Annotated in this window: 19 protein-coding genes; 9 read left to right on the top strand and 10 right to left on the bottom strand. The window is 74.9% G+C overall.

The genetic code is table 11. The features are described 5' to 3' along the window. Positions 1-2: 2 nt before the first annotated feature. Both IE332_RS36180 and IE332_RS36185 read left to right on the top strand, forming a co-directional pair. Positions 3-1,253, top strand: a complete 1,251-nt coding sequence (locus IE332_RS36180; protein WP_229929191.1) for a sensor histidine kinase — start codon at positions 3-5, stop codon at positions 1,251-1,253. Continuing rightward, entirely contained in the window at positions 1,250-1,927 is a 678-nt protein-coding gene (locus IE332_RS36185) for a response regulator (protein ID WP_189925096.1), read from the top strand. The genes IE332_RS36180 and IE332_RS36185 overlap by 4 nt, the downstream gene beginning before the upstream one ends. A gap of 141 nt (positions 1,928-2,068) precedes the next feature. On the opposite strand, the gene IE332_RS36190 is transcribed toward IE332_RS36185, so the two are convergent. Continuing rightward, a complete protein-coding gene (locus IE332_RS36190) occupies positions 2,069-2,758 on the bottom strand; it encodes a phosphatase PAP2 family protein (protein ID WP_189925098.1) in 690 nt (229 codons plus the stop codon). A 58-nt stretch (positions 2,759-2,816) separates the two neighbouring features. Next, on the bottom strand, positions 2,817-3,959 hold the full coding sequence (locus IE332_RS36195) for a PP2C family protein-serine/threonine phosphatase (RefSeq protein ID WP_229929188.1): 1,143 nt from the start codon (positions 3,957-3,959) through the stop codon (positions 2,817-2,819). Between the two features lie 312 nt (positions 3,960-4,271). Between IE332_RS36195 and IE332_RS36200 the strand changes: the two genes are divergently transcribed. Both IE332_RS36200 and IE332_RS36205 read left to right on the top strand, forming a co-directional pair. After that, positions 4,272-5,105 carry an aldolase gene (locus IE332_RS36200; RefSeq protein ID WP_189925100.1) on the top strand — a complete coding sequence of 278 codons (834 nt, stop codon included), beginning with the start codon at positions 4,272-4,274 and terminating at the stop codon, positions 5,103-5,105. A gap of 1 nt (position 5,106) precedes the next feature. Then, entirely contained in the window at positions 5,107-6,006 is a 900-nt protein-coding gene (locus IE332_RS36205) for a dihydrodipicolinate synthase family protein (protein ID WP_189925102.1), read from the top strand. A gap of 22 nt (positions 6,007-6,028) precedes the next feature. Here the strand turns inward: IE332_RS36205 and IE332_RS36210 are convergent, their stop codons facing one another. The 6 genes from IE332_RS36210 to IE332_RS36235 form a co-directional block, all read right to left on the bottom strand. Further along, positions 6,029-6,604 carry a helix-turn-helix domain-containing protein gene (locus IE332_RS36210; RefSeq protein WP_189925104.1) on the bottom strand — a complete coding sequence of 192 codons (576 nt, stop codon included), beginning with the start codon at positions 6,602-6,604 and terminating at the stop codon, positions 6,029-6,031. Between the two features lie 85 nt (positions 6,605-6,689). After that, complete coding sequence (locus tag IE332_RS36215; RefSeq protein WP_189925106.1) at positions 6,690-7,376, bottom strand: hypothetical protein; 687 nt, start codon at positions 7,374-7,376, stop codon at positions 6,690-6,692. 142 nt (positions 7,377-7,518) lie between these two features. After that, the gene (locus IE332_RS36220; RefSeq protein WP_189925108.1) at positions 7,519-8,208 is read right to left on the bottom strand and encodes a hypothetical protein; all 690 of its coding nucleotides are present in this window, start codon (positions 8,206-8,208) and stop codon (positions 7,519-7,521) included. Positions 8,209-8,338: 130 nt separating this feature from the next. Continuing rightward, positions 8,339-9,034 (bottom strand): hypothetical protein, encoded by a 696-nt coding sequence (locus IE332_RS36225; RefSeq protein ID WP_189925110.1) that lies wholly within the window; start codon positions 9,032-9,034, stop codon positions 8,339-8,341. A 141-nt stretch (positions 9,035-9,175) separates the two neighbouring features. After that, on the bottom strand, positions 9,176-9,850 hold the full coding sequence (locus IE332_RS36230; RefSeq protein ID WP_189925112.1) for a hypothetical protein: 675 nt from the start codon (positions 9,848-9,850) through the stop codon (positions 9,176-9,178). A 135-nt stretch (positions 9,851-9,985) separates the two neighbouring features. Beyond that, a complete protein-coding gene (locus IE332_RS36235) occupies positions 9,986-10,399 on the bottom strand; it encodes a MarR family transcriptional regulator (protein ID WP_189925114.1) in 414 nt (137 codons plus the stop codon). Between the two features lie 54 nt (positions 10,400-10,453). Between IE332_RS36235 and IE332_RS36240 the strand changes: the two genes are divergently transcribed. From IE332_RS36240 to IE332_RS36255, 4 genes are all read left to right on the top strand, one after another. Next, positions 10,454-11,317 carry an SAM-dependent methyltransferase gene (locus IE332_RS36240; RefSeq protein ID WP_189925116.1) on the top strand — a complete coding sequence of 288 codons (864 nt, stop codon included), beginning with the start codon at positions 10,454-10,456 and terminating at the stop codon, positions 11,315-11,317. A 173-nt stretch (positions 11,318-11,490) separates the two neighbouring features. Continuing rightward, positions 11,491-12,315, top strand: coding sequence for an FAD binding domain-containing protein (locus tag IE332_RS36245; RefSeq protein ID WP_189925118.1), 825 nt, complete (start codon positions 11,491-11,493; stop codon positions 12,313-12,315). Next, on the top strand, positions 12,312-15,065 hold the full coding sequence (locus IE332_RS36250; protein WP_189925120.1) for a molybdopterin-dependent oxidoreductase: 2,754 nt from the start codon (positions 12,312-12,314) through the stop codon (positions 15,063-15,065). Before IE332_RS36245 ends, IE332_RS36250 begins: the two co-directional genes overlap by 4 nt. A gap of 176 nt (positions 15,066-15,241) precedes the next feature. Further along, positions 15,242-16,765, top strand: coding sequence for a PucR family transcriptional regulator (locus IE332_RS36255; protein ID WP_189925122.1), 1,524 nt, complete (start codon positions 15,242-15,244; stop codon positions 16,763-16,765). Between the two features lie 37 nt (positions 16,766-16,802). Here the strand turns inward: IE332_RS36255 and IE332_RS36260 are convergent, their stop codons facing one another. Together IE332_RS36260 and IE332_RS36265 are read right to left on the bottom strand one after the other, a co-directional pair. After that, a complete protein-coding gene (locus IE332_RS36260; protein WP_189925124.1) occupies positions 16,803-17,930 on the bottom strand; it encodes a methyltransferase in 1,128 nt (375 codons plus the stop codon). A gap of 124 nt (positions 17,931-18,054) precedes the next feature. Further along, a complete protein-coding gene (locus IE332_RS36265) occupies positions 18,055-18,726 on the bottom strand; it encodes a LuxR C-terminal-related transcriptional regulator (RefSeq protein ID WP_229929189.1) in 672 nt (223 codons plus the stop codon). 163 nt (positions 18,727-18,889) lie between these two features. Here IE332_RS36265 and IE332_RS36270 point away from each other — a divergent pair, with 163 nt between their 5' ends. Then, the gene (locus IE332_RS36270) at positions 18,890-22,105 is read left to right on the top strand and encodes a bifunctional cytochrome P450/NADPH--P450 reductase (RefSeq protein ID WP_189925132.1); all 3,216 of its coding nucleotides are present in this window, start codon (positions 18,890-18,892) and stop codon (positions 22,103-22,105) included. Positions 22,106-22,149 lie beyond the last annotated feature (44 nt).

The following is a 22,149-nucleotide window of genomic DNA, read 5'->3' on the forward strand; positions in this document are numbered from 1 at the left end:
CGCTGTACGCGCGCCTGGCCCGGATCGGCCAGCGCCTGCGGCAGGCGGACCGCGACCACCCCTGGGCGCTCGACGCCGCCGTGGTCGCCGGCGTCGTCCTCCTCTTCTGCCTGCCCGACCTCTTCCCGGGGTACGGCAACGAGGGCCCGCGCGAGCACCGCCTCGTCCTCGCCCGGCCGCCGCTGGCCGCGATGCTGGCGCTGCAGGCCGGCCTGGTCGTCCCGCTGCTGTGGCGCCGGCGCCGGCCCACGGCGGCGTTCGTCACGATCATGGCGGTGTTCGCCCTGCAGTGGTCGCTGAACGTCGGCCTGCGCGCCGACGTCGCCCTGCTGGTCGCCCTCTACAGCCTGGCCCTGCACGGCCGGCTGCGGCACCTGGCGTGGTCCTGTGCCGCCATGGCCGGCGCCGTCTCCCTGGTCGCGGTCGCGATCTCCGACGGCGGACTGCCGATCGGGGACGCGCTGTTCTTCCTGTTCAGCGCCACCACCGCGGCCGTCGCCGTCGGCATCGCGGTGCGGATCCGCCGCGCCCAGCTCGCCGGGCTGCGCGAACGCGCGGCCCGCCTGGAGATCGAACGCGACCAGCGCAGCCGGCTCGCCACCGCCACCGAACGCACCCGGGTGGCCCGCGAGATGCACGACATCATCGGCCACAACCTGTCCGTCATCGTCACCCTCGCCGACGGCGGGGCGTACGCGGCCCAGGCCGCCCCCGAACGCGGCCGGGAGGCCCTGCTGCTGATCGGCGACACCAGCCGCCAGGCGCTCGGCGAACTGCGGCGGATGCTCGGCGTCCTGCGGGACCAGGGCGACGAGGCCGCCGAGTTCACCCCGCAGCCGGGCATCGCCGACCTCGACGGGCTGTGCACCCGCATCCGCGCCGCCGGACCGCGGGTGGTGTACACGGCCGCCGGGGACCTCGACCGCCTGGACCGGGGCGTGCAGCTGATGGCCTACCGCATCGTCCAGGAGTCGCTCACCAACACCCTCAAGCACGCCGGGCCGGAAACCCGCGCCCACGTCACCCTGTCCGCCGAGGCCGACCGGCTGCGGGTCCGCGTCCAGGACAGCGGCCCGCCCCCCGGCGTCCGTCCGCCCGTGCACCCGGGCGGCGACGGCCACGGCCTGGCCGGCATCCGGGAGCGCGCGGCCCTCTACGGCGGAACCGTCACCGCCGGCCCCGGCCCCGGTGCAGGATGGACCGTGGAGGCCGTACTCGACCTCACCCCCGATCCGACAGGCGGCCCGACGTGACCACCGTCCTCATCGTGGACGACCAGCCACTGCAGCGCTACGGCTTCCGCATGCTGCTGGAGAGCCAGTCCGACACCCAGGTCGTCGGCGAGGCCGCCCACGGAACGGAGGCCGTCCGGCTCACCGCCGACCTGCGGCCGGACGTCGTGCTGATGGACATCCGGATGCCCGGCATGGACGGCATCGAGGCCACCCGCCAGATCGTCGCCGCCGGCGGCCGCTCCCGCATCCTCGTCCTCACCACCTTCGACCTCGACGAGTACGCCCACGCCGCGCTGCGCGCCGGCGCCAGCGGCTTCCTGCTCAAGGACGCCCGCCCCGAGGAACTGCTCTCCGGCATCCGCTCGGTCGCCGAGGGCGACGCCGTCGTCGCCCCCGCCATCACCCGTCGGCTCCTCGACACCTACGCCCACCGCCTGCCCGTCCGCCCGCCCGGCACGGCACCCGCCGCCGACCCCCGGCTGGAGGCGCTGACCGACCGCGAACGGCAGATCCTGGTCGCCATCGCCCACGGGTGGACCAACGGCGAGATAGCGCAGCGCCTGGTCCTCGCCGAGTCGACCGTCAAGACCCACGTCAGCCGGGTGCTGGCGAAGATCGGCGCCCGGGACCGCGTCCAGGCGGTGATCTTCGCCTACGACCGAGGCCTGACCAGGCCCCAGCCGCCCATCTGAGCGGGGATCACGGCCCGCCCGGCTCGGACCCCCGCTTGCGGGCCGACGCTCCGCCACCCTTCGGCCGGGAGATGCGCCCCCACCGCATCGCGTCCCTCCTCCGCCTTGCGAGGCGCGCACCCCTACGCCGCCCCGCCCGCCCTAACGCGCGGACGACGGGGGTTGGACAACGGGCCCCAGGGCGCCGACGGTGAGCCAGGCGGTGGCGAGGAGCCAGCCGCCGAGGACGTCGAGCGGCCAGTGGACCCCGAGGTAGACGCGGCTGAGGCCGATCGCGAGGGCGAACAGCGCGGCCTCCGCGATCGCCGCCGGGGCCGCCGACGGGTGGGCCCGGGCGACGGCCAGTGCCAGCAGGCCGGCGGCGAGCGCGGCGGTGAAGGAGTGGCCGGAGGGGAAGGCGAACCCGGACGCGTCCGTCGCCCAGGTCGTCGCGGGCGGCCGGGGCCGGCCGCAGGCGTGCATCACCCCCAGCCGCAGGAGCTGGCCCGCGACCAGCCACAGCACCGGGGCGAGCAGCAGGAGAACGCCGCGGCGGGGGTCGCGCGGCGCGGGGGCGGCCCGGAGGGTGACGGCCCCGGCGGCGAACGCGAGCAGGTACGGCACCGGGCCGGAGCCGAGCCAGGTCAGCGCGACGGCCGCGCTGCGGGCGCCCTCCGGCCGGTGGGTGGCGGCCCAGTCGTCGGCGGACCGTTCGAACGGGAACGGCGCCCAGCCACGGGTGGCCAGCAGCACGGCGAGCCCCGTGAACAGCAGGGCGGCGGTGAGGGCGACGAGGGCGACGAGGGGCAACGGGCCGCCGAGCCGCCGGGCCCGGCCCGGTGAGTGGTTCATCGACGGTGCCGCCTTTCCTCGCGCTGCCTTTCTCCCTGCACCCGGCCGGTGCGATCGGTCAGTCGCCGTCAGCCGCCGTCTGCCGCCCGCGCCCGGCCGGTCGCCGGACGGCGAGCAGCGCGGTGTCGTCGGTGAGCCGGTCGCCGGTGTGCCGGACGACGGCGGCGGCCACGTCGTCGACCAGCCGTTCGGGGTCGGCCGCCCCGGGCTCGCGGGCCAGCCGGTCGAGGTGGGTGCGGAGGGGGAAGAACGTGCCGTGCCGGTCGCGGGCCTCGGTCACCCCGTCGGAGACGATCAGCACGGTCTCGCCCGGGTCCAGCCGGACCCGGTGGACCGGCGGCAGACCGCCCGCGAGGTGGGCGAGGCCGATCGGCGCGCCGTTGCCCGGCGGCAACTGCCGTACGCCGCCGGGGCCGAGGACGTGCGGGCTGTCGTGGCCGAAGTTGACCACCTCGACCTCGCCCGGCGACCCGGTGGGGAAGGAGATGACGACGGCGGTGGCGAACCGCTCGTCCTGGGCGCCCATCCGGACGGAGAACACGTTCTGCCGGTGCAGCCGTTCCTCCAGCCAGGAGGCGACGTCGGCCAGGTCCTCCTGGCGGTAGCCGGCCTCCCGGAAGCAGCCGACCAGGGCCGCCGCGGTGGAGACGGCCGGCAGGCCCTTGCCCTGGACGTCGCCGAGGATGACCCGGGCGCCGTACGGGGTGGCGAGGACGTCGTAGAAGTCGCCGCCGACCCTGGCCTCGACGTCGGCCGCCAGGTAGCGGGCGGCCGAGTCGACGCCGCCCCAGCCCGGCGGGACCGAGCGCAGCACGACCTGCCGGGTGGTCTCGGCGGTGCCCTGGAGGTGACGGACGTAGGCGACGGCCCGGGCGCGGTAGACGCTGAGCGGGACGGCGAGGGCGGATCCGGCGATCACCAGCAGGTAGTCCTCGATCCCCTGGTCCTTGACCCAGATGCTGTCCAGCACGGGGTAGCCGGCGATCGCGAGCGCGGCGAACACGGTGGTGAGCAGCGGGTCGCACAGGCCGGCGGCGACCACGGGCACCAGGACCAGCCAGCTGACGGACGAGAAGTTCGCGGGCGTCGCCGCCGCCACGGCCACCACCGCCGCGAGCAGCGCGGTGGGCACCAGCCAGGAGCGGTGGCCGTACCGGATCAGCAGGGGCAGGGGCGGCCGCGGTGCCTCCTCGGAACCCACCCGGCCACCGCCCTCCTCGGCCCGGTGTGCCGCGGGGCCGCGCGCGGGGCGCGGCGGGCGCGGCCGCCGGGCCTGCTCTCCATCCCCGCGCCCGGTGCGAAGCCGTGGGGCGGAGCCGTCGCGGCCAGGCTAGGCGACCGGGCCGGGTGCGGAGGGGGCCGCGCCCCCGGTCGTCGCACGATCGGACCAGTCGCCGCCACGGGTCGGCCCGGGGCGGACGGTCGACGCAGGACACGTTGTGTCCTATGGTGAACATTGTGTTCTGAAGCATCGTTCCTCCGACACCCCCGGGAACCGAAGGAGAACCACGGCATGGCCGACACGTTCGAAGCGGGCAAGTCCGAACTGGTGGACCTCGCCCACCGCCGGATGGAGACCGCGATCCCCGACAGCGGCTGGACGGTGCGCCAGAAGCTCGCCCTGACCTGCCGCATCCTGTTCGACGCCGGGCACGACTCCGGCCTGGCCGGACAGATCACCGCCCGCGCCGAGCGCCCGGGCACCTACTACACCCAGCGCCTCGGCCTCGGCTTCGACGAGGTCACCGAGTCCAACCTGCTGCTCGTCGACGAGGACCTGAACGTCCTGGAGGGGGACGGGATGGCCAACCCGGCCAACCGCTTCCACAGCTGGGTCTACCGCGCCCGGCCGGACGTCAACTGCGTCATCCACACCCACCCGCCGCACATCTCCGCCCTGTCCATGCTGGAGACCCCGCTGGTCGTCTCGCACATGGACACCTGCCCGCTGTACGAGGACTGCGCGTTCCTGGAGGAGTGGCCCGGCATCCCGGTGGGCAACGAGGAGGGCGAGCTCATCGCCGCCGCGCTCGGCGACAAGCGGGCCCTGCTGCTCGCCCACCACGGCCAGCTGGTCGCCACCGGGACGATCGAGGAGGCCTGCACCCTCGCCCTGCTCTTCGAACGGGCCGCCCGGCTGCAGCTGCTGGCGAGCGCCGCCGGCCGGATCCGGGAGATCCCCGGGCCGCTGGCGCGGGAGGCGCACGACTGGATCTCCACCCCCAAACGCGGCCAGGCGAACTTCGCCTACTACGCCCGCCGCGCCCTGCGGGCCGGCCACGGCGACGCCGTCCCGGGCGCGACCGGCTCCACCCCTGCCTCCGTTCCCGCCCCGAAGGAGTCCTGAGATGGCCACGACCGCCCTGGAAGGCGTCATCGCCTACCCGGTCACCCCGTTCTCCCGCACCGACGGCGGCCCGGACCTCGCCCGGCTGGCCGAGCTGATCGACCGCCTGATCGCCGCCGGCTGCCACGCGATCGCCCCGCTCGGCTCCACCGGCGAGAGCGCCTACCTCGAGGACCGGGAGTGGTACGACGCCGCCGAGGCCTCGGTCGCCGCCGTCGCGGGCCGGGTGCCGACCGTGGTGGGCATCGCCGACCTCACCACCCGCGGCGCCGTCCGCCGGGCCCGGTACGCCGAGCACGTGGGCGCGGACGTGGTGATGGTGCTGCCGCTGTCGTACTGGAAGCTGGACGAACGGGAGGTCACCCGGCACTACCAGGAGATCGCCGGTGCGATCGGCATCCCGCTGATGGTCTACAACAACCCGGCCACCGCCGGGGTGGACCTTCCGCCGGAGCTGCTGCACCGGCTGGTCGACCGGGTGGAGAACATCACCATGGTCAAGGAGAGCAGTGGCGACGTCCAGCGGATGCACCGGCTCGTCCAACTGTCCGACGGCGCGCTGCCGTTCTACAACGGGTCCAACACGCTGGCGCTGGCGGCGTTCGCGGCCGGTGCGGCCGGCTGGTGCACGGCCGCGCCCTGCCTGATCCCGGAGCTCACCCTGGAGCTGTACCGGGCGGTGCGGGCCGGTGAGCTCGACGCGGCCCGGCGGGTGTTCCACCGGCAACTGCCGCTGCTGCGGTTCCTGCTCGGCGGCGGTCTGCCGACCACGGTCAAGGCCGGGCTGGCGTTGCGGGGTCTGGACGTCGGCGAGCCCCGCCTCCCGCTGCTGCCGCTGGACGAGGAGCGGACGGGGCTGTTGGCCGGGCTGCTGGCCGAGGCGGCGGCACCGGGCGCCTGACGCCGCGGGCGCCCGCCGCGCCTCAGGGCAGGGTGGGGACGGGATCCGAGGAGCCGGCCGGGTCGTCGTGGATGACCACGAGGATCTCGGCCGGCTCCGCGCCGGTGCTCCGGCAGCGGTGCGGCAGCGCCGAGTTGAAGTAGACGCTGTCCCCGGGGCCGAGTCGTACCGTGCGCTCCGGGAACTCCAGCTCCGCGGTGCCCGCGTGCACGAAGAGGAACTCCTCGCCCGCGTGGGACTTGTACGCCGACCCGGTCGGGTCGGCCGGCGGGTACATCACGAACGGCACCATCCGCTTGCCGCTGAGGCCGGTCGCGATGCCCTCGTAGTGCGGGGTGCCGGGGCCGGCCCCCTCGGCGATCGGGGTGCGCTCGCCGGCCCGCACCACGGTGACGAGCTCGGGCTCCACCTCGTCGGAGAACAGCCGGCCGACGTCGACGTTGAGCGCGTGGGCCAGCTTGAGCGCGGTCGAGATCGACGGGTCGCTGAGACCACGCTCGACCTTGGAGAGGTAGCTCTTGGTGACCCCCACCTGCTCGGCCAGCGCCTCCAGGCTGAGCCGGTTCTGCTTCCGCAGCACCCGCAGTCTGCCGCTCATGCGCCACCCCTCACCCGCGGAATCGTCCGGTCCAGTATCCCACCGCGGGCCGGCCGGCTGACCTGGCGGTCACGACGCACCGGCCTCAGCCCTCCCGGGCCGCCGCGGTGGTGACGGCCGTGGCGATCAGCCAGCCGAGCAGCGGCACGCTCAGGGAGACGGGCAGCGGCCACAGGGTGGTGGTGAAGAGGAAGCTGCCGAGCATGGCGGCGCCGGCCGTCCAGGAGGCGCCGAGGACGGGGACGGCCAGGGCGGTGTCGCGCGGCCAGGCCAGGCCGTACGCCGTCAGCGCCGTACCCGCGCCGATCAGCAGGGCCAGCTCGAAGGAGGTCAGTACGGGGGTGCTGCGGACGGTGGCCCGGTGGCCGTGCCAGGAGACCTCGATCACCCGGCCGTTCCAGACCTTCAGGTCGACGTCGGTGCCGACCTGGGCCTCGTCGTAGAAGGCCTCGCCCACTTCGAGGGTATGGGCGGGAGCCTCCTCCCGGCCGACCGTCATCTTGTAGGTGGTGGAATCGCTGGTCTCCTTGTACGTCAGCGCCCGGACCTTGCCGGTCTCGTGGCGCACACAGGCGGTGCCCGGCGCGGTGCCCGCCGCGCCGCAGACCGGAGCCGTCCGGTGGGCGGCCATCTCGTGGTAGGTCGCCACGAACCAGCCGAAGCCGGCGGCCACGGTGGCCAGGCCCGCCAGCACCAGCAGGCTCCGGGCCAGCACGCGGGCGACCGTCCTGAAGGCCCCGGGCGGCCTGGCGTCCTCGGTCCGTGCGTCCATCGCAACCCCCTCGATCGTGGCCGGGCACCTCCCCGATGCCCAGCAGGATGATCTCAGGGGCGGCGCCACCGGGGGAACAACTCGGCTTTCCTGTAGCACAGTTGTAGACGGTCTGCGGTGAGGCCGCGACGCGGGAGGGCCGTCAGTAGTCCAGGGCGGCCGCCGTGGCGAAGGCGGTCATGACCACCCAGCCGAAGACGGGGATCCCCAGGGTGACCCCGAACGAGCACTGCGAGACGGTGTACACGAGGCTGCCGAAGGTCGAGAGGACGAGGACGCCGACGGCGACGCCGCTCGGCGCGCCCGAGCGGGACCAGGACAGTCCGTGGGCGGTGAGGGCCGATCCCAGCGCGACCAGCAGGCCCACCTTGAGGGAGGTCAGCCAGGGCGTGCTCGGGATCGGGTCCCGGTGCCCCCGGTAGAAGACCTCGGCGACCCGGTCGTGCCAGATCGTCAGGTCCACGTCCGCGCCGACCTCGGTGTCGTAGTAGAACTCCTTGCTGACCGAGTAGCCGTCGCCGGGCGCGGTCTCCCTGCCGATGGTCAAGTGGTAGACGGTGCTGTCGCCGCTGTTGTCGACGTTCTTCGCGACCACCTTGCCGGTCTCGTGCCGGGCGCAGTCCGTGCCGGGCGCGGCCGCCGCCGTGCCGCAGACCGGGGCGGTGCGGTAGGCGCCCCCCGCGTCGTACGCGTCGATGAACCACTCGAAGCCGAGCACGGTGGAGGCCAGCCCGGCCGCCAGGAGCAGGCCCTGGGCCAGGACGCGGGCGGCCACCCCGACGATCCGCCGGAGGCGGCGGGGAGGTCTGGCGTCCTCGATCCGAGCGTTCATCGCAACCCCCTCGACCGTGACCCGGCACCCAGCAGGATGATGACAGCGGCGTGGCCGCCGGGGGAACAACCCGGGCTTCCTGTAACGCGGTTGGGAACCTCCCGTGGCGGGGCCGTGACGGAGCCGGAGGTCAGTCCTCCCGGGCGGAGAACGTGGCGCCGGCGGTCATGCCCAGCCAGCCGAGGACCGGGACGACCAGGGCGGTGGCCGTGGACGTGGGCTCGGCCGCGATCAGGGAGCTGCCGAGGAAGGCGAAGAGGGCGACGGAGGCGGCGACGGCGGCGGGGGCCGGCGAGGCGCGCCAGGACAGGCCGTACGCGGTGAGCGCCGATCCGAGCGCGACCAGCAGGGCCACCTCGAGCGAGGTCAGCCAGGGCGTGCTCCGGGTCGGGGCCCGGTGGTCCCGGTAGGAGACCTCGGCGACCCGGCCGTGCCAGAGTGCCACGTCCACCTCCGTGCCGATCTCGGTCGCACGGTAGAAGTCCCAGCTGACCAAGTAGTTGCCCCGGTGCCCCGCCTCCCGGGTGACGGTCAGCCAGTACTGGTCGCCGGCCCCCTCGCCGCCGTCGGAGACGTCCCGGGCCGTCACCTTGCCGCTCTCGTACCGGGCGCAGTCGGTGCCGGGCGCGGCCGCCGCCGTGCCGCAGACCGGGGCGAAGCGGTAGCCGCTCACCTGGTCGATCGCGCCGACGAACCAGCTGAAGCCGAGCACGGTGGTGGCCAGGCCGGCCGCCAGGAGCAGGCCCCGGGTCAGGACGCGGCCGGCCGTCCCGGTGATCCGTCCGGGGCGGCCGGGCGGCTTGGCGTTCTCGGTCCGAGCGTTCATCACAACCCCCTCGATCGTGCCCTGGCACCTCCCCGGGTGCCCCGGCACGATGATGACAGCGGCGTGACCATGGGGTGAGCAAACAGCGCTGCTTGTAGCGGAGTTGTGAAACTCAGGCCGGACCGGGACGGGCCTGGGCGGTCAGAGGAGCGTTACGGCGGCGGTGATCACGGCCAGCCAGCCGAGCAGCGGGATTCCCAGGACGAGGACGAGCGGCCACTGCCAGGGGATGAGGAAGGTGCTCCCGATGTAGGCGCAGGGGCCGATGACGACGGCGGCGCCGAGGTGGGCGTCCCCGGTGTCACGGCGCGACCGGGTCAGGCCGCGCACGGTCAGCGCCGATCCCGCCGCGACCAGGGCGGCCACCCCCAGGGACGGCAGCCGGGTCCCGACCGGGTTCTCGGCGCTGTGTCCGTGGTACGAGACCTCGGCGACCCGGCCGTGCCAGAGCCTCAATTCCACGTCGGCGCCGATGGCCGTGGACTGGTAGAAGTCCTGGTCGACCTCGAAGGTCTGCGCGGGCGCCGTCTCACGCGCCACTGTCAGCAGGTAGGCGCCGTCGGTCTTCCGTGCCGTCACCCGGCCGCTCTCGGACCGGACGCAGTCCGTACCGGGCGGCGCCGCCGTCGTGCCGCAGGCCGGCGCCGTGTGGTGGGCGACCGCCTCGTCGTGGGTGTCGAGGTACAGCCCGAAGCCGAAGGCGGCGGTGGCGAGCCCGGCCAGGACGAGCAGCCCCTGTGCCAGGAGCCGGCCTGGCGATCCCGCCGTCCGTCGGGGCCCGCCGGATGCCCCCGGGTCCCTCTGCCATGTCTCCATCGCCACCCCCACAGCCGCGTCCCCGGACGCCCTTCCCGGGCACCCGGCGGGGATGATTCCAGGGCGGCCGGTCGGCGGGGGAGTGGCCCGGCGGGTTTGTGACGTGGTTGTGGAACTCCGGCCGGGGGCGGCCGGTCAGGGCAGCAGCAGGGCGGCGAGCTCGTCGAGCAGTTCGGTGACCCGGCGGGCCTGGTCCGGGTCCGGTACGGCCTTCGCGATGACCGGTTCGGCGGGCTGGGCGGCGCGGGCGCGGACGGCGTTCCGGGCCCGGTCGGAGACGGTCAGCAGGGTGCGCCGCCCGTCGGCCGGGTCGGCGGCGGCGTCGAGCAGTCCGCCCTCGCGCAGCCGGGCGACCGAGACGGAGACGTGGCTCTGGGCGAAGCCGGTGCGGGCCCGGATCTCCTGGACGGAGGTGGCGGGGTGGCGGTACACGTCGGAGACCACGGCGAGCTCGCCGGCGGTGAGGTGCGCGGAGGCCGCGTCGGTGACCATGGCGCGGCCGAGGTCGGTCAGCCGCTTGCCGAGTCTGAGGAGTTGCACGCCGTCCATGTCCGGAATGATACATCTTCACCGATGCATCTGTAGCGATGTAGATTGTCGGGCATGACGCCCTCCGAACCCGTGCCGCCCGCCGAGCCGCTGACGCCCTCCGAACCCGTGCCGCCCGCCGAGCCGCTGAGCCCGGTCTCCCGCACCGCCCTGTCCGTCGCCCGGGTCCGGGCCTACGAGAGCTCCCGCCCCGACCCGCTCTTCGTCGACCCGTACGCCGCCGCCTTCGTCGAGGCCGCCGGGCTGCCGCTGCCCACCTCCGGGTCCGGCGGCGACCTCGCCAAGGCCCTGGTCGCGCACGGCATCCTGCGCACCCGCTTCTACGACGACCGCCTCCTCGCCGCCGGCGCCGACCAGGTCGTGCTGCTCGCCGCCGGCCTGGACACCCGCGCCTACCGGCTGGACTGGCCCGCCGGCACCCGGGTGTTCGAACTCGACCTGGGCCCGGTGCTGGCCTTCAAAGAACAGGTCCTGGACGGGATCGGCGCCCGGCCGAGGAGCGGGCGCACCACCCTGCCCGCCGACCTGCTGGACCCGGACTGGCCCGCCCGGCTGGTCGCGGCCGGCTTCGACCCGTCGCGGCCCTCGGCCTGGCTCGCCGAGGGCCTGCTGGTCTACCTCTCGCCCGAGGAGGCCGCCGGCCTGCTCACCGCGGTGGCCGGCCTCGCCGCCCCGGGCAGCCGACTGCTGACGGAGAAGGGCGGGGACGTCGCCGCCACCCCGCAGGACCCGGCCCTCGCGCACATCACCGACCTGTGGCGCGGCGGCCTCGGCCCCGACACCCACGGGTGGCTCGACCGGCACGGCTGGACCACCGGGCTCACCGCCCTGGACCGGGTCGGCGCGACCTACGGCCGTCCGCTGTCGCGCCCCTCCACCCGGGGCTTCATCGAGGCCGTCCGGCGGACCGGGGACTGAGCACACCGCCGGGGCACGCCCGGCCGCCGCCCCGGCGGCGTCATGTCCATGCGCTGGTCGATCACCCAGTCCGGCCGCCCCTGGCTGGTGCGCGCGACCACTCGTTGCGCCCCGCGGCGCGTTGCTTCAATCGCCGTGTCGATCAATCGGCGAGTCGAGGACGGTGGCGGAACGTGGACCTGAACACGGTGGTGGAGCTGCGCGACGCGCGGCGGCGCGGGACCTGGCGGCCGGGGGACGCCTGGCTCGGCGGCGGGACGTACCTGTTCTCCGAGCCGCAGCCGCACATCCGCCGGCTGATCGACCTCGGCCGGATGGGCTGGGAGCCGGTGCGGCTGACACCCGCCGGGGACCTGGAGATCGCCGCGACCTGCACGATCGCCCAGCTCTCGCGCTTCGCCCGGGCGCTGGACCGGCCGGCCGCGCCGCTGTTCGAACAGTGCTGCCGGGCCTTCCTCGCCTCCTGGAAGATCTGGCACATGGCCACCGTCGGCGGCAACCTGTGCAACGGCCTGCCGGCCGGGCCGATGATCTCGCTGACCGCCGCCCTGGACGGCGTCTGCACCCTGCTGTCCCAGGACGGTGCGGTGCGCCGGCTGCCGGTCGCGGACTTCGTGACCGGCGCCGGGGTGAAGGACCTCGGGCCCGGCGAACTGCTGCGCTCGGTCGTCCTGCCCGCCCGGGCCCTGGAGCGGCGGACGGCCTTCCGGCAGGCCTCCCTGTACGGGCTCGGCCGCTCCGGCGCGCTGCTCGTCGGCACCCGCGACCCGCTCGACGGCGAACTGGCGCTCACCGTCACCGCCTCGACGGTGCGGCCGATCCGGCTGCGCTTCGCCCTGCCGCCGAACGCCGAGGCGGTCCGCGAGGCGGTCGGGTACGGGGTGCGGCCCGAGGAGTACTACGACGACATCCACGGACTTCCCGCCTGGCGGCGGCACATGACCTTCCGCTTCGCCGAGGAGATCCGCCGCGAGCTGGTCGAGGAGGCCGGGAGATGACGTACTCGATCCGGGTCAACGGCGAGGACTTCGACGCCGAGCCGCGGGCCGGCCAGTGCCTGCGCACCTATCTGCGCGAGCGCGGCTGGTTCGGGGTGAAGAAGGGCTGCGACGCGGGCGACTGCGGCGCCTGCACCGTGCAGGTGGACGGCGAGCCGGTGCACAGCTGCCTCTACCCGGCGCTGCGCGCCGAGGGCCGTACCGTCACCACCGTGGAGGGGCTGGCGAAGGACGGCGAACTCCACCCGGTGCAGCAGCGGTTCCTGGACGCCCAGGGCTTCCAGTGCGGCTTCTGCACGGCCGGGATGCTGATGACGGCCTCCGCCTTCACCGAGGAGCACCTGGCCGACCTGCCGCGGGCGCTGAAGGGCAACCTGTGCCGCTGCACCGGCTACCGGGCGATCGAGGACGCCGTCCGGGGCGTCCGGCACGCCGAATCGCCGTGCGCGGGGAAGGCCGTGGGCCGCAGCCCGGGCGCCCCGGCCGGCCCGCAGGTGGTGACCGGCACCGCCCGCTACACCTTCGACCTGGACGTCGAGGGCCTGCTGCACATGAAGCTGCTGCGCTCCCCGCACCCGCACGCCCGGATCGTCGCCGTCGACACCTCGGCGGCCCTGCGGGTGCCCGGGGTGGTCGCCGTGTTCACCCACGAGGACGCCCCCGACCGGCTCTACTCCTCGGCCCGGCACGAGCACCCCACCGAGGACCCGGACGACACCCGGGTCCTGGACGACGTGGTCCGCTTCGTCGGCCAGCGGGTGGCGGCGGTGGTCGCCGAGAGCGAGGGCGCCGCCGAGGAGGGCTGCCGGCGGATCGCCGTCAGCTACGAGGAACTCCCGTACGTGCTGGACCCGGAGGAGGCCATGCGGGCAGGGGCCCCGGTCATCCACCCGAAGGGCCCGGAGTCCCGGATCGCCCGTGCCGAGGACAACGTCTGCGGCGAGGCGCACGGCGAACTGGGCGACGTCGAGCGGGGCTTCGCCGACGCGGACGTGGTCTACCAGGAGACCTTCCGCACCCAGCGGGTCCAGCACGCCAGCCTGGAGACCCACGGCTGCGTCGTCTCCTTCGAGCAGAACGAGGCGACGGAGCGGGAGCGGCTGGTGGTGCGCTCCTCCACCCAGGTGCCCTTCCTCACCCGGCGGGCCCTGTGCGACCTCTACGGTCTGCCGATGGACGCGGTCCGGGTGGTGGCCGGCCGGGTCGGCGGCGGGTTCGGCGGGAAGCAGGAGATGCTGACCGAGGACATCGCGGTGCTCGCGGCGCTGCGGCTGCGCCGGCCGGTCAAGCTGGAGTTCACCCGGGCCGAGCAGTTCCACGGGGCCACCACCCGGCACCCGTTCACGGTCACCGTCAAGCTCGGTGCCAGGAGCGACGGCACCCTGACGGCCCTGCAGTACCGGGTCGTCGCCAACACCGGCGCGTACGGCAACCACGGGCCGGCGGTGATGTTCCACAGCGTCGGCGAGTCGATGGGCGTCTACCGGGCGCCGCACAAGAAGGTCGACGCCTACTCCGTCTACACCAACGGCGTGCCCGCGGGCGCCTTCCGGGGCTACGGCCTCGGCCAGGTCACCTTCGCCGTGGAGTCGGCGATGGACGAACTCGCCCGGCGGCTGGGGATCGACCCGCTGGTGCTGCGCGAGCGCAACGTCATCGGCCCGGGCGAGCACATGGAGGGCCCGCTCGGCGAGGAGGAGGACCTGCACATCGCCAGCTACGGCCTCGACCAGTGCCTCGGCGTCGTCCGGGCGGCCCTCGCGGACGACACCAGCGCCGAGCTCGCCCCCGAGGGCTGGCTGGTGGGCCAGGGCTTCGCGATGGCGGCGATCGCCTGCGGCCCGCCCGGCGGCCACTTCGCCGACGCCACCGTACGGCTCCTGGAGGACGGCAGGTACGAGGTCGCCGTGGGCACCGCGGAGTTCGGCAACGGCACCACCACCGTCCACCAGCAGATCTCCGCCGGGGCCCTCGGGACCACCGTGGACCGGATCACCGTCCGGCAGTCCGACACCGACCTCGTCCGCCATGACACCGGGGCCTTCGGCTCGGCCGGCACGGTCGTCGCCGGCAAGGCGGTGCTGAAGGCCGCCGACGCGCTCGCCGAACGGATCCTCACCTTCACGGCGGAGTACGCCCGCACCCCGCGCGGCCTGCTGCGGCTGACCGCCGACGCGGTCGAGTGCGCCGGGCGGCGCGCGGTGCCGCTCAAGGAGGTCTTCGAGGCGGCCGGGGGCAGGGGCGTCGTGCTCTCCGCCGACGGGCACTTCGGCGGCTCGCCGCGCTCGATCGCCTTCAACTCCCAGTGGTTCCGGATCGCCGTCGACCCGGACACCGGCGAGATCCGGATCCTGCGCAGCGTCCACGGCGCGGACGCCGGGAAGGTGATGAACCCGCTGCAGTGCCGCGGCCAGGTCGAGGGCGGCGTCGCCCAGGCGCTCGGCGCCACCCTGTTCGAGCAGGTGCTGGTCGACGGGCGCGGCGAGGTCACCACGGCCGGGTTCCGCCGCTACCGGCTGCCCGCCTTCGCGGACGTGCCGCGCACCGAGGTGCACTTCTCCGACACCTCCGACACCATCGGCCCGCTCGGCGCCAAGTCCATGTCGGAGAGCCCGTTCAACCCGGTCCCGCCCGCCTTCGCCAACGCCCTGCGGGACGCCACCGGGATCCGCTTCACCGAGGCGCCGTTCCTGCGGGACAAGGTCTGGCGCGCCCTGGACGAGCACCGCCGGCGGCCCGCCGCACCGTGAGCGCGGCGCGGTCCACTGTCGGGACCACCGGACCGCGACCCGGCCCGCAGCCCTGCCGTCAGGTGATCACACAAGAGGAAAACACCGGCTTCCTCCTTGTGTTTACGATGCCTGGCACGCGTTGGACATCGCATGTGCGAGACCCCACCTCGCGCATGGCGCACAAGGAGCACAGCATGATCGTCGGAGACCTCCTGGAACTGGACGACCTCCACATCGAGGTCGCCTGGGCGAGCCCCCACCTGCTCGACCGCGAGGTGACCGGCGTGACCTCCACCGACCTCCAGGACCCGGCCCGCTACCTGCAGCGCGGCGAACTGGTCCTCTCCGGCCTGGTCTGGTGGCGGCCGGACGAGGGCCAGGGGGCGATGCGCTTCGCCAACTCCCTGCGCACCGCCGAGGTCGCCGCGCTCCTCGCCGGCGAGGGCACCCACGGCAGCGTCCCGCCCGAGCTGGTCGAGGCCTGCCGCCGGCACGGCATCCCCCTGCTGTCCGTCCCGGCCGGGACCAGCTTCCGCTCCGTCACCGACCGCGTCTACCTCCGGCTGTGGGGCGACCTCCAGGCGCACGCCGAAGGGCAGGCGGCCCTCCCGGCCGCCGCCCGGCGCGCCCTGACCCAGCTCATCCGCGACCAGGCCGCCCTGGACCACCTGCTGGAACGGGCCGTCACCGACCTCGGCCTGCCCGCGTGCTCCCTGACCACCGGCGCGGGCCGGGTCCTGGGCACCTCCGAACCCGCCGCCGCACCCGCCCCGAAGCTCCCCGCGCCCTCGGGACTCTCCGTGCGCCACACCGGGCCGGCGCCCGTCCCGGTCGGCCCGCCCGGCGAATCCCCCTTCGACGGCTGGCTGCTGCGCCCCCACACCGAACCCGGCCCGACCGCCACCGCCCTGCTGCACGGCCTGGCCGAACTGCTCACCCCGCTCGCCACCCGGGAGCGGGCCACCGCCACCGCCCAGCGGCAGACCGGCACCCGGCTGATCGAACTGCTCGACTCCGGCGGCGACACCGAGGCCGAGGCCGAACGCGCCCTCGCCCTCTCCGGCCTGCCCCCGCACCGCCGGCTCACCGCCGTCGCCGCCCGGATCGACGGCGCCCCGGCGACCTGGACGGCCGCCGCCCTCGCCGAAGCCCTCCACGAGCTGGACGCCCCCTTCGTCGCCGCCCCCGACGGCCGGGGCGGCGCCGCCGCCCTGTCCCCGGCCCCGGAGGAGCGCATCGCGCAGGCCTTGCGGAGCGCCCTGCCGCGCCTGGACGCCGCACTGACCGGAGGGCGGCGCCTGCGCCTGGGCACCGGCGCCACCGTCGACCCGCTCGCCCGCGAGCTCCGGGCCGCACTCGTCCAGGCCCGCTACGCCCTGCACGTCGAGCCGCCCGGGACGGTGGGCCGCAGCGCCCGGATCACCTCGCTGGAAACCCTGCTCCGGGGCGTCCCCGCCGAGATCACCGCGGACTTCCGCCGCCGGGTGCTCGCCCCGCTGATCGAGCACGACCGGACGAACACCGTCTCCCTGCTGGACACCCTGGACGCCTTCCTGCGGCACAGCGCCTCCTGGTCCAGGACCGCGGAGGCGCTGCACCTGCACGTCAACACGGTGCACTACCGGATCAAGCGGATCGAGGAGCTGACCGGCCGCAGCCTGCTGAAGCTGGAGGACCGGCTCGACCTGTGGGCCGCGCTGCGCTGCGCGCCCGCGTGACCCTCCACGCCCGCGTGATCCTCCGCGCCGGGCCCGCTCAGGCGGCCACCGCCTCGACCACCGAGAGCACCGTCGGGGTGGGGACCACCCGGGAGAGCCGCAGCCCGGCCCGGGCGAAGAGGTCCGCGAAGTCGGCCTCGGTGCGCTCGCGGCCGGTGAGCGAGGCCATCATCATCAGATCCAGGGCCTTGGACTGGTGGGGCGCGTTGCCCGCCGGGACAACGGCGTCCAGCACCAGGACCCGGCCGCCCGGGCGCAGGGCGCGGCGGCAGTGCCCGAGCAGGGTGACGCAGCCGTCGTCGTCCCAGTCGTGGGTGATCCGCTTGAGCAGGTGGACGTCGCCGTCCGGCACGGAGGCGAAGAAGTCGCCCTCCCGGGGCGTCCAGCGGCCCGCGATCTCCTGGTGCGCCGCCAGGCGGTGCCCGGCGAGGACGTGGGCGCGGTCGTAGAGGACGCCCTCCAGGCCCGGGTTGCGGCGCAGCACCTCCAGCAGCAGGCCGCCGTGGCCGCCGCCGATGTCCACCACCGTGCCGCTCGCCGGCAGCTCGCAGGCGGCGGCGATCAGCGCGTTCTCCGGGTCGGACATCGCGGCCATGCCGACGTGGAAGACGGCGGCGGTCCGCTCGTCCTTGGCGAAGTGGTCGAAGAACGGCATGCCGAACAGGTTCTCGAAGGCCGTGGTGCCCTCGGTCAGGCAGTGCGTCAGCTCGCCGGCGGGCCGCCACATGGTGGGGTCGGTGAGCATCAGGACGGCCGCCCGGGCGGAGTACGGGGCGTCGCCGCGCAGGGCCTGTCCGGCCTCCGCGAGGGCGAAGCGGCCCCGCCCGTCCTCCGTCACGACGCCCCGGGTGGCGAGCAGCCGCAGCACCCGGTGGAGGTTCCGGGCGTCCGTGCCGGTGGCGGCGGCGAGTTCGGCGGGGGTACGGGGGCCGTCCGCGAGGTGGTCGGCCACCCCGGTGTCGGCGGCGGCCCGCAGGGCGGCGGGGAAGAGGAAGCCGAGGGCCTCGTCGACGAGGAAGGCGGCGGAGTCCCGGAGGGCCGCCTCCCGCCCGTCCGCTCCGGGCCCCGCCGCCGCCGTACCCGCTGCCGCGTCCGTACCCGCTCCCGCATCCGTACCCGCCGCCTCCGCCGGGCCGCCGCCGGTCCGGTCCTCGTCCTGACGCATGCCGTCCTCCTGCTCGGTTCGGCCCCCGCCCGGGGAACCTGCCCAGGCGGGGCCGGGCCGAAGCGCGGCGTCACCCGGGCGTGTGGCCCCGATCCGGCCCCGGGTCAACGGTTCTGACGGCATGTCACCCCTGAGCGGGCTCCGGCGGCCAGGTGTCGGCGGCCAGCACGCCGGTGGCGTAGGCCCGGGCGACCAGGGCGGTGCGGTTGGGCACCCGCCAGCGCCGGGAGAGCCGGGCGAGGTGGTAGTTGACGCCGTCCGCGGTGAGTCCGATCTCCCGGGCGATCTGCGCGGTGGTCGCGCCCCGGGCCGCCGCGGCGAGGATCCGCGCCTCCACCGGGCTGACCTCGGCGCGCGGGCCCGGCGGCGCCTCCCGGGGGGCCTCGACGGTGCGCAGCGAGAGCAGCAGGTTCGGGGTCTGCTCCGGGGTGTCGCTGACCAGGTCGACGGTCATCTCGCCGCACCGCTCGCCACCGCCGACGGGCGTCCAGGAGACCCGGGCCGGGTACTGCGAGCGGCGGTGCAGCCGGACGGCCTCGGCCAGCGCCTGCAGGGTGTCGCTGTCCCGGAGGGTGAAGAACTCCAGGATCTTCCGGTTGTGCAACTGCCCCGGCAGCAGGCCGAACTCGGCCGCCATCGCGCGGTTGACGATCAGGACCCGGCCGCCGAACTCGACCACCGCGATCGGCAGCGGCACGTGGTCCAGCAGGCGCAGCGCCCGGTTGCGCCAGACCACCGCGGCGTCCTGCCCGCTCCCGGGCACCGGCCCGCAGCCCGCGGTCGGTGAGATCTCCACACTTCCTCCCCGTTCGTCCCGCCGGGGCAGAGCTGACGGTTCGTCGGCAAGCCCGCGGATCTTCCGGGTACTACACAATCATGTAGTGATCGCGGCCCGGCTTCCCTCCCGGTGGGCACAGAGTGGAGGGAGCCGAATTTTCCGCTGCGGGAGGGACCCACCGATGACCGAGACCATCACCGAGCCGAGGCGCCAGGCCGACGCCGACGCCGACGCCGATGCGGGCACCGACGGCGCTGCCGCGGCCGGGTCGCGGGCCGTGCCCACGATCGACATCTCCTCGGCGCCGCCGGTCGCCGCCCCGATGCTGCGGACCATGGAGCTGGCCAGAGAACACGGCCCGGTCTTCGTCCAGCGGATGCACGGCCGCGACCTCATGATGGTCAGCGGCCTGGAACTGGTCGAGGAGCTGGCCGACGAGACCAGGTTCACCAAGTCGATCGGCCCGGGCCTGGAGAACGTCCGCCAGTTCACCGGCGACGGCCTGTTCACCGCGTACAACGACGAGCCCAACTGGGCCAGGGCGCACGACATCCTGATGCCCGCCTTCGCGCTCGGCTCGATGCGCACCTACCACCCGGTGATGCTGACGGTGGCCCGCCGGCTGATCGACTCCTGGGACCGCCGGGAGGCCGCCGGACTGCCGGTGGACGTGCCCGGCGACATGACCCGGATGACCCTGGACACCATCGGGCTGGCCGGCTTCGGCTTCGACTTCGGCTCCTTCGAGCGGGACGAACCGCACCCCTTCGTGGACGCCATGGTGCGTTGCCTGGAGTGGGCGATGAACAAGCTCACCCGGGACCCGGAGCTGGACCACACCGAGCGCGACACGGCCTTCCGGGCCGACTCCGACTACCTGGCCGCCGTGGTGGACGAGGTGATCGCCGCCCGCGCCGGGGAGGACGAGCAGGGCCCGGCCGAGGACCTGCTCGGCCTGATGCTCGGCGCGGTCCGCCCCTCCGACGGCACCCGGCTGGACGCGGAGAACATCCGCAACCAGGTGATCACCTTCCTGATCGCCGGCCACGAGACCACCTCCGGCGCGCTCTCCTTCGCGATGTACTACCTGGTCAAGAACCCGGCCGTGCTGCGGGAGGTCCAGCGCGAGGTGGACGCGCTCTGGGGCGGACAGGCCGACCCGGAGCCCTCGTACGAGGACGTCGGACGGCTGCGGTACACCCGGCAGGTGCTCAACGAGGCGCTGCGGCTCTGGCCGACCGCGCCGGCCTTCAGCCGCGAGGCGCGCCAGGACACCCTGCTCGGCGGGTGGATCCCGCTGCGCGCCGGGGAGACGGTCTTCGTGTCGACCCCGATGCTGCACCGCGACCCGGTGTGGGGCGACAACCCCGAGCTGTTCGACCCCTCCCGGTTCGACGCCGAGGCCGAGGCGGCCCGCTCCCCGCACGCCTTCAAGCCCTTCGGCACCGGCGAACGCGCCTGCATCGGACGGCAGTTCGCACTGCACGAGGCCACCATGCTGCTCGGCATGCTGGTCCACCGCTACCGGCTGCTCGACCACGCCGACTACCGGCTGACCATCAAGCAGACGCTCACCATCAAGCCCGACGAGTTCACCCTCGGCCTCGCCCGGCGCACGCCCGCGCCCCTGGCCGCCGAGCCCGCGACCGCCCCGGACACCCGGGCCGGCGCCGCCGCCGAGCGCCCCGGCCGGGTCCGCCAGGGCACCGGGCTGCTGCTCCTGCACGGATCCAACTACGGCGCCGGCCGCGAGTTCAGCCGCCAGCTGGCCGAGGCCGCCGCCGACCTCGGCTGCGACACCGAGATCGCCGCGCTGGACACGTACGCGGACGGACTGCCCACCGACCGCCCGGTGGTGATCACGGCCGCCTCGTACAACGGGCAGCCGACGGACGACGCGGCCGCCTTCGTCCGCCGCCTCCAGGAGGACGGCGGCGCGGAAGGTAGGGCGGAGGGCGTGCGGTACGCGGTGCTCGGCATCGGCGACCGCACCTACGCGGCCACCTACCAGCGCGTCCCGGCGCTGATCGACGACCGGCTCGCCGCCCTCGGTGGCACCCGGCTGCTCGCCCGCGCCGAGGCCGACGCCTCGGGTGACCTCTCCGGCACCGTACGGCAGTTCACCGAGGCGCTGCGCCTCGCCCTGCTGGAGAGCTACGGGGACGCCGACGCGCCCGCCGAGCCGCGGCAGGAGGCCGGGTACACGGTGACCGAGGTGACCGGCGGCCCGCTCGCCGCGCTGGCCGCCCGGCACGGCATGGCCGAGCTGACCGTCACCGCCGTCGACAGCCTGACCGACCCGGCCTACCCCCGGGTCAAGCGGATGGTCCGCCTCGCGCTGCCCGAGGGCGTCGGCTACCGGAGCGCCGACCACCTCACGGTGCTCCCGGCCAACGACCCGGCGCTGGTCGAGCGGGCCGCCCAGCTGTTCGGCGCCGACCCGGAGACGGTGCTCACCATCGTGGCCCACCGGCGCACCGGCCTGGCCGTCGACCGCCCGCTGACCGTGCGCGAACTGCTCACCCACCACGTCGAGTTGCAGGACCGGCCGACCGCCGAGCAGCGCGCCGCGCTGGCCGCCGCCAACCCCTGCCCGCCCGAGCGGGCCGCGCTGGCCGCCCTTCCCGACGGCGACCCGCGCACCCTGCTGGACCTGATCGAGGACCACCCGGCCCTGCGGGGCAGCCTGACCTGGCCGGTGCTGCTGGAACTGCTGCCGCCGATCCGGCCCCGGCACTACTCGATCTCCTCCTCGCCCGACTGGGACGCGACCGAGGTGGACCTGATGGTCTCCGTGCTCAGCGCCCCCGCGCGATCCGGCCGGGGCACGTTCCGGGGCACCGGCTCCGGGTACCTCGCCCGGGTCGCCGAGGGGGACACCGTGCTGGCCCGGGTCCAGCCCTGCCGGGAGGTGTTCCGGATCGGACACCGCACCCCGGTGATCATGATCGCGGCCGGCACCGGCCTGGCACCGTTCCGCGGCGCGGTCCTCGACCGCCGCGCCCTGCTCTACAAGGGCGCCGAACTCGCCCCCGCACTGCTCTACTTCGGGTGCGACGCGGCCGAGTCGGACTACCTCCACCGGCTGGAGCTGGAGAAGGCCGAGCAGGAGGGCGCGGTCTCGATGCGGCCCGTCTTCAGCGAGCGGCCGCAGGACGGGCGGCGCTTCGTGCAGGACCGCCTCGCCGCGGAGGCGGCCGAGGTCTGGGACCTGCTGGAGGCCGGCGCCGAGGTGTACGTCTGCGGCGACGGCGCGCGGATGGCGCCGGGAGTACGGGCGGCGTTCCGGGAGCTGTACCGGGAGCGGACGCCGGGGGCCGACGAGCAGCGGGCGCAGGCCTGGCTGCAGGGGCTGATCGAGGCCGGCCGGTACGTCGAGGACGTGTACGCGGGCTGAGCACCCGGCCCCGACACGGCCGTCGGCCCGCCGCCTGTGCGGCG

The organism is Kitasatospora xanthocidica (assembly GCF_014656195.1).
Lineage (GTDB): Bacteria > Actinomycetota > Actinomycetes > Streptomycetales > Streptomycetaceae > Kitasatospora > Kitasatospora xanthocidica.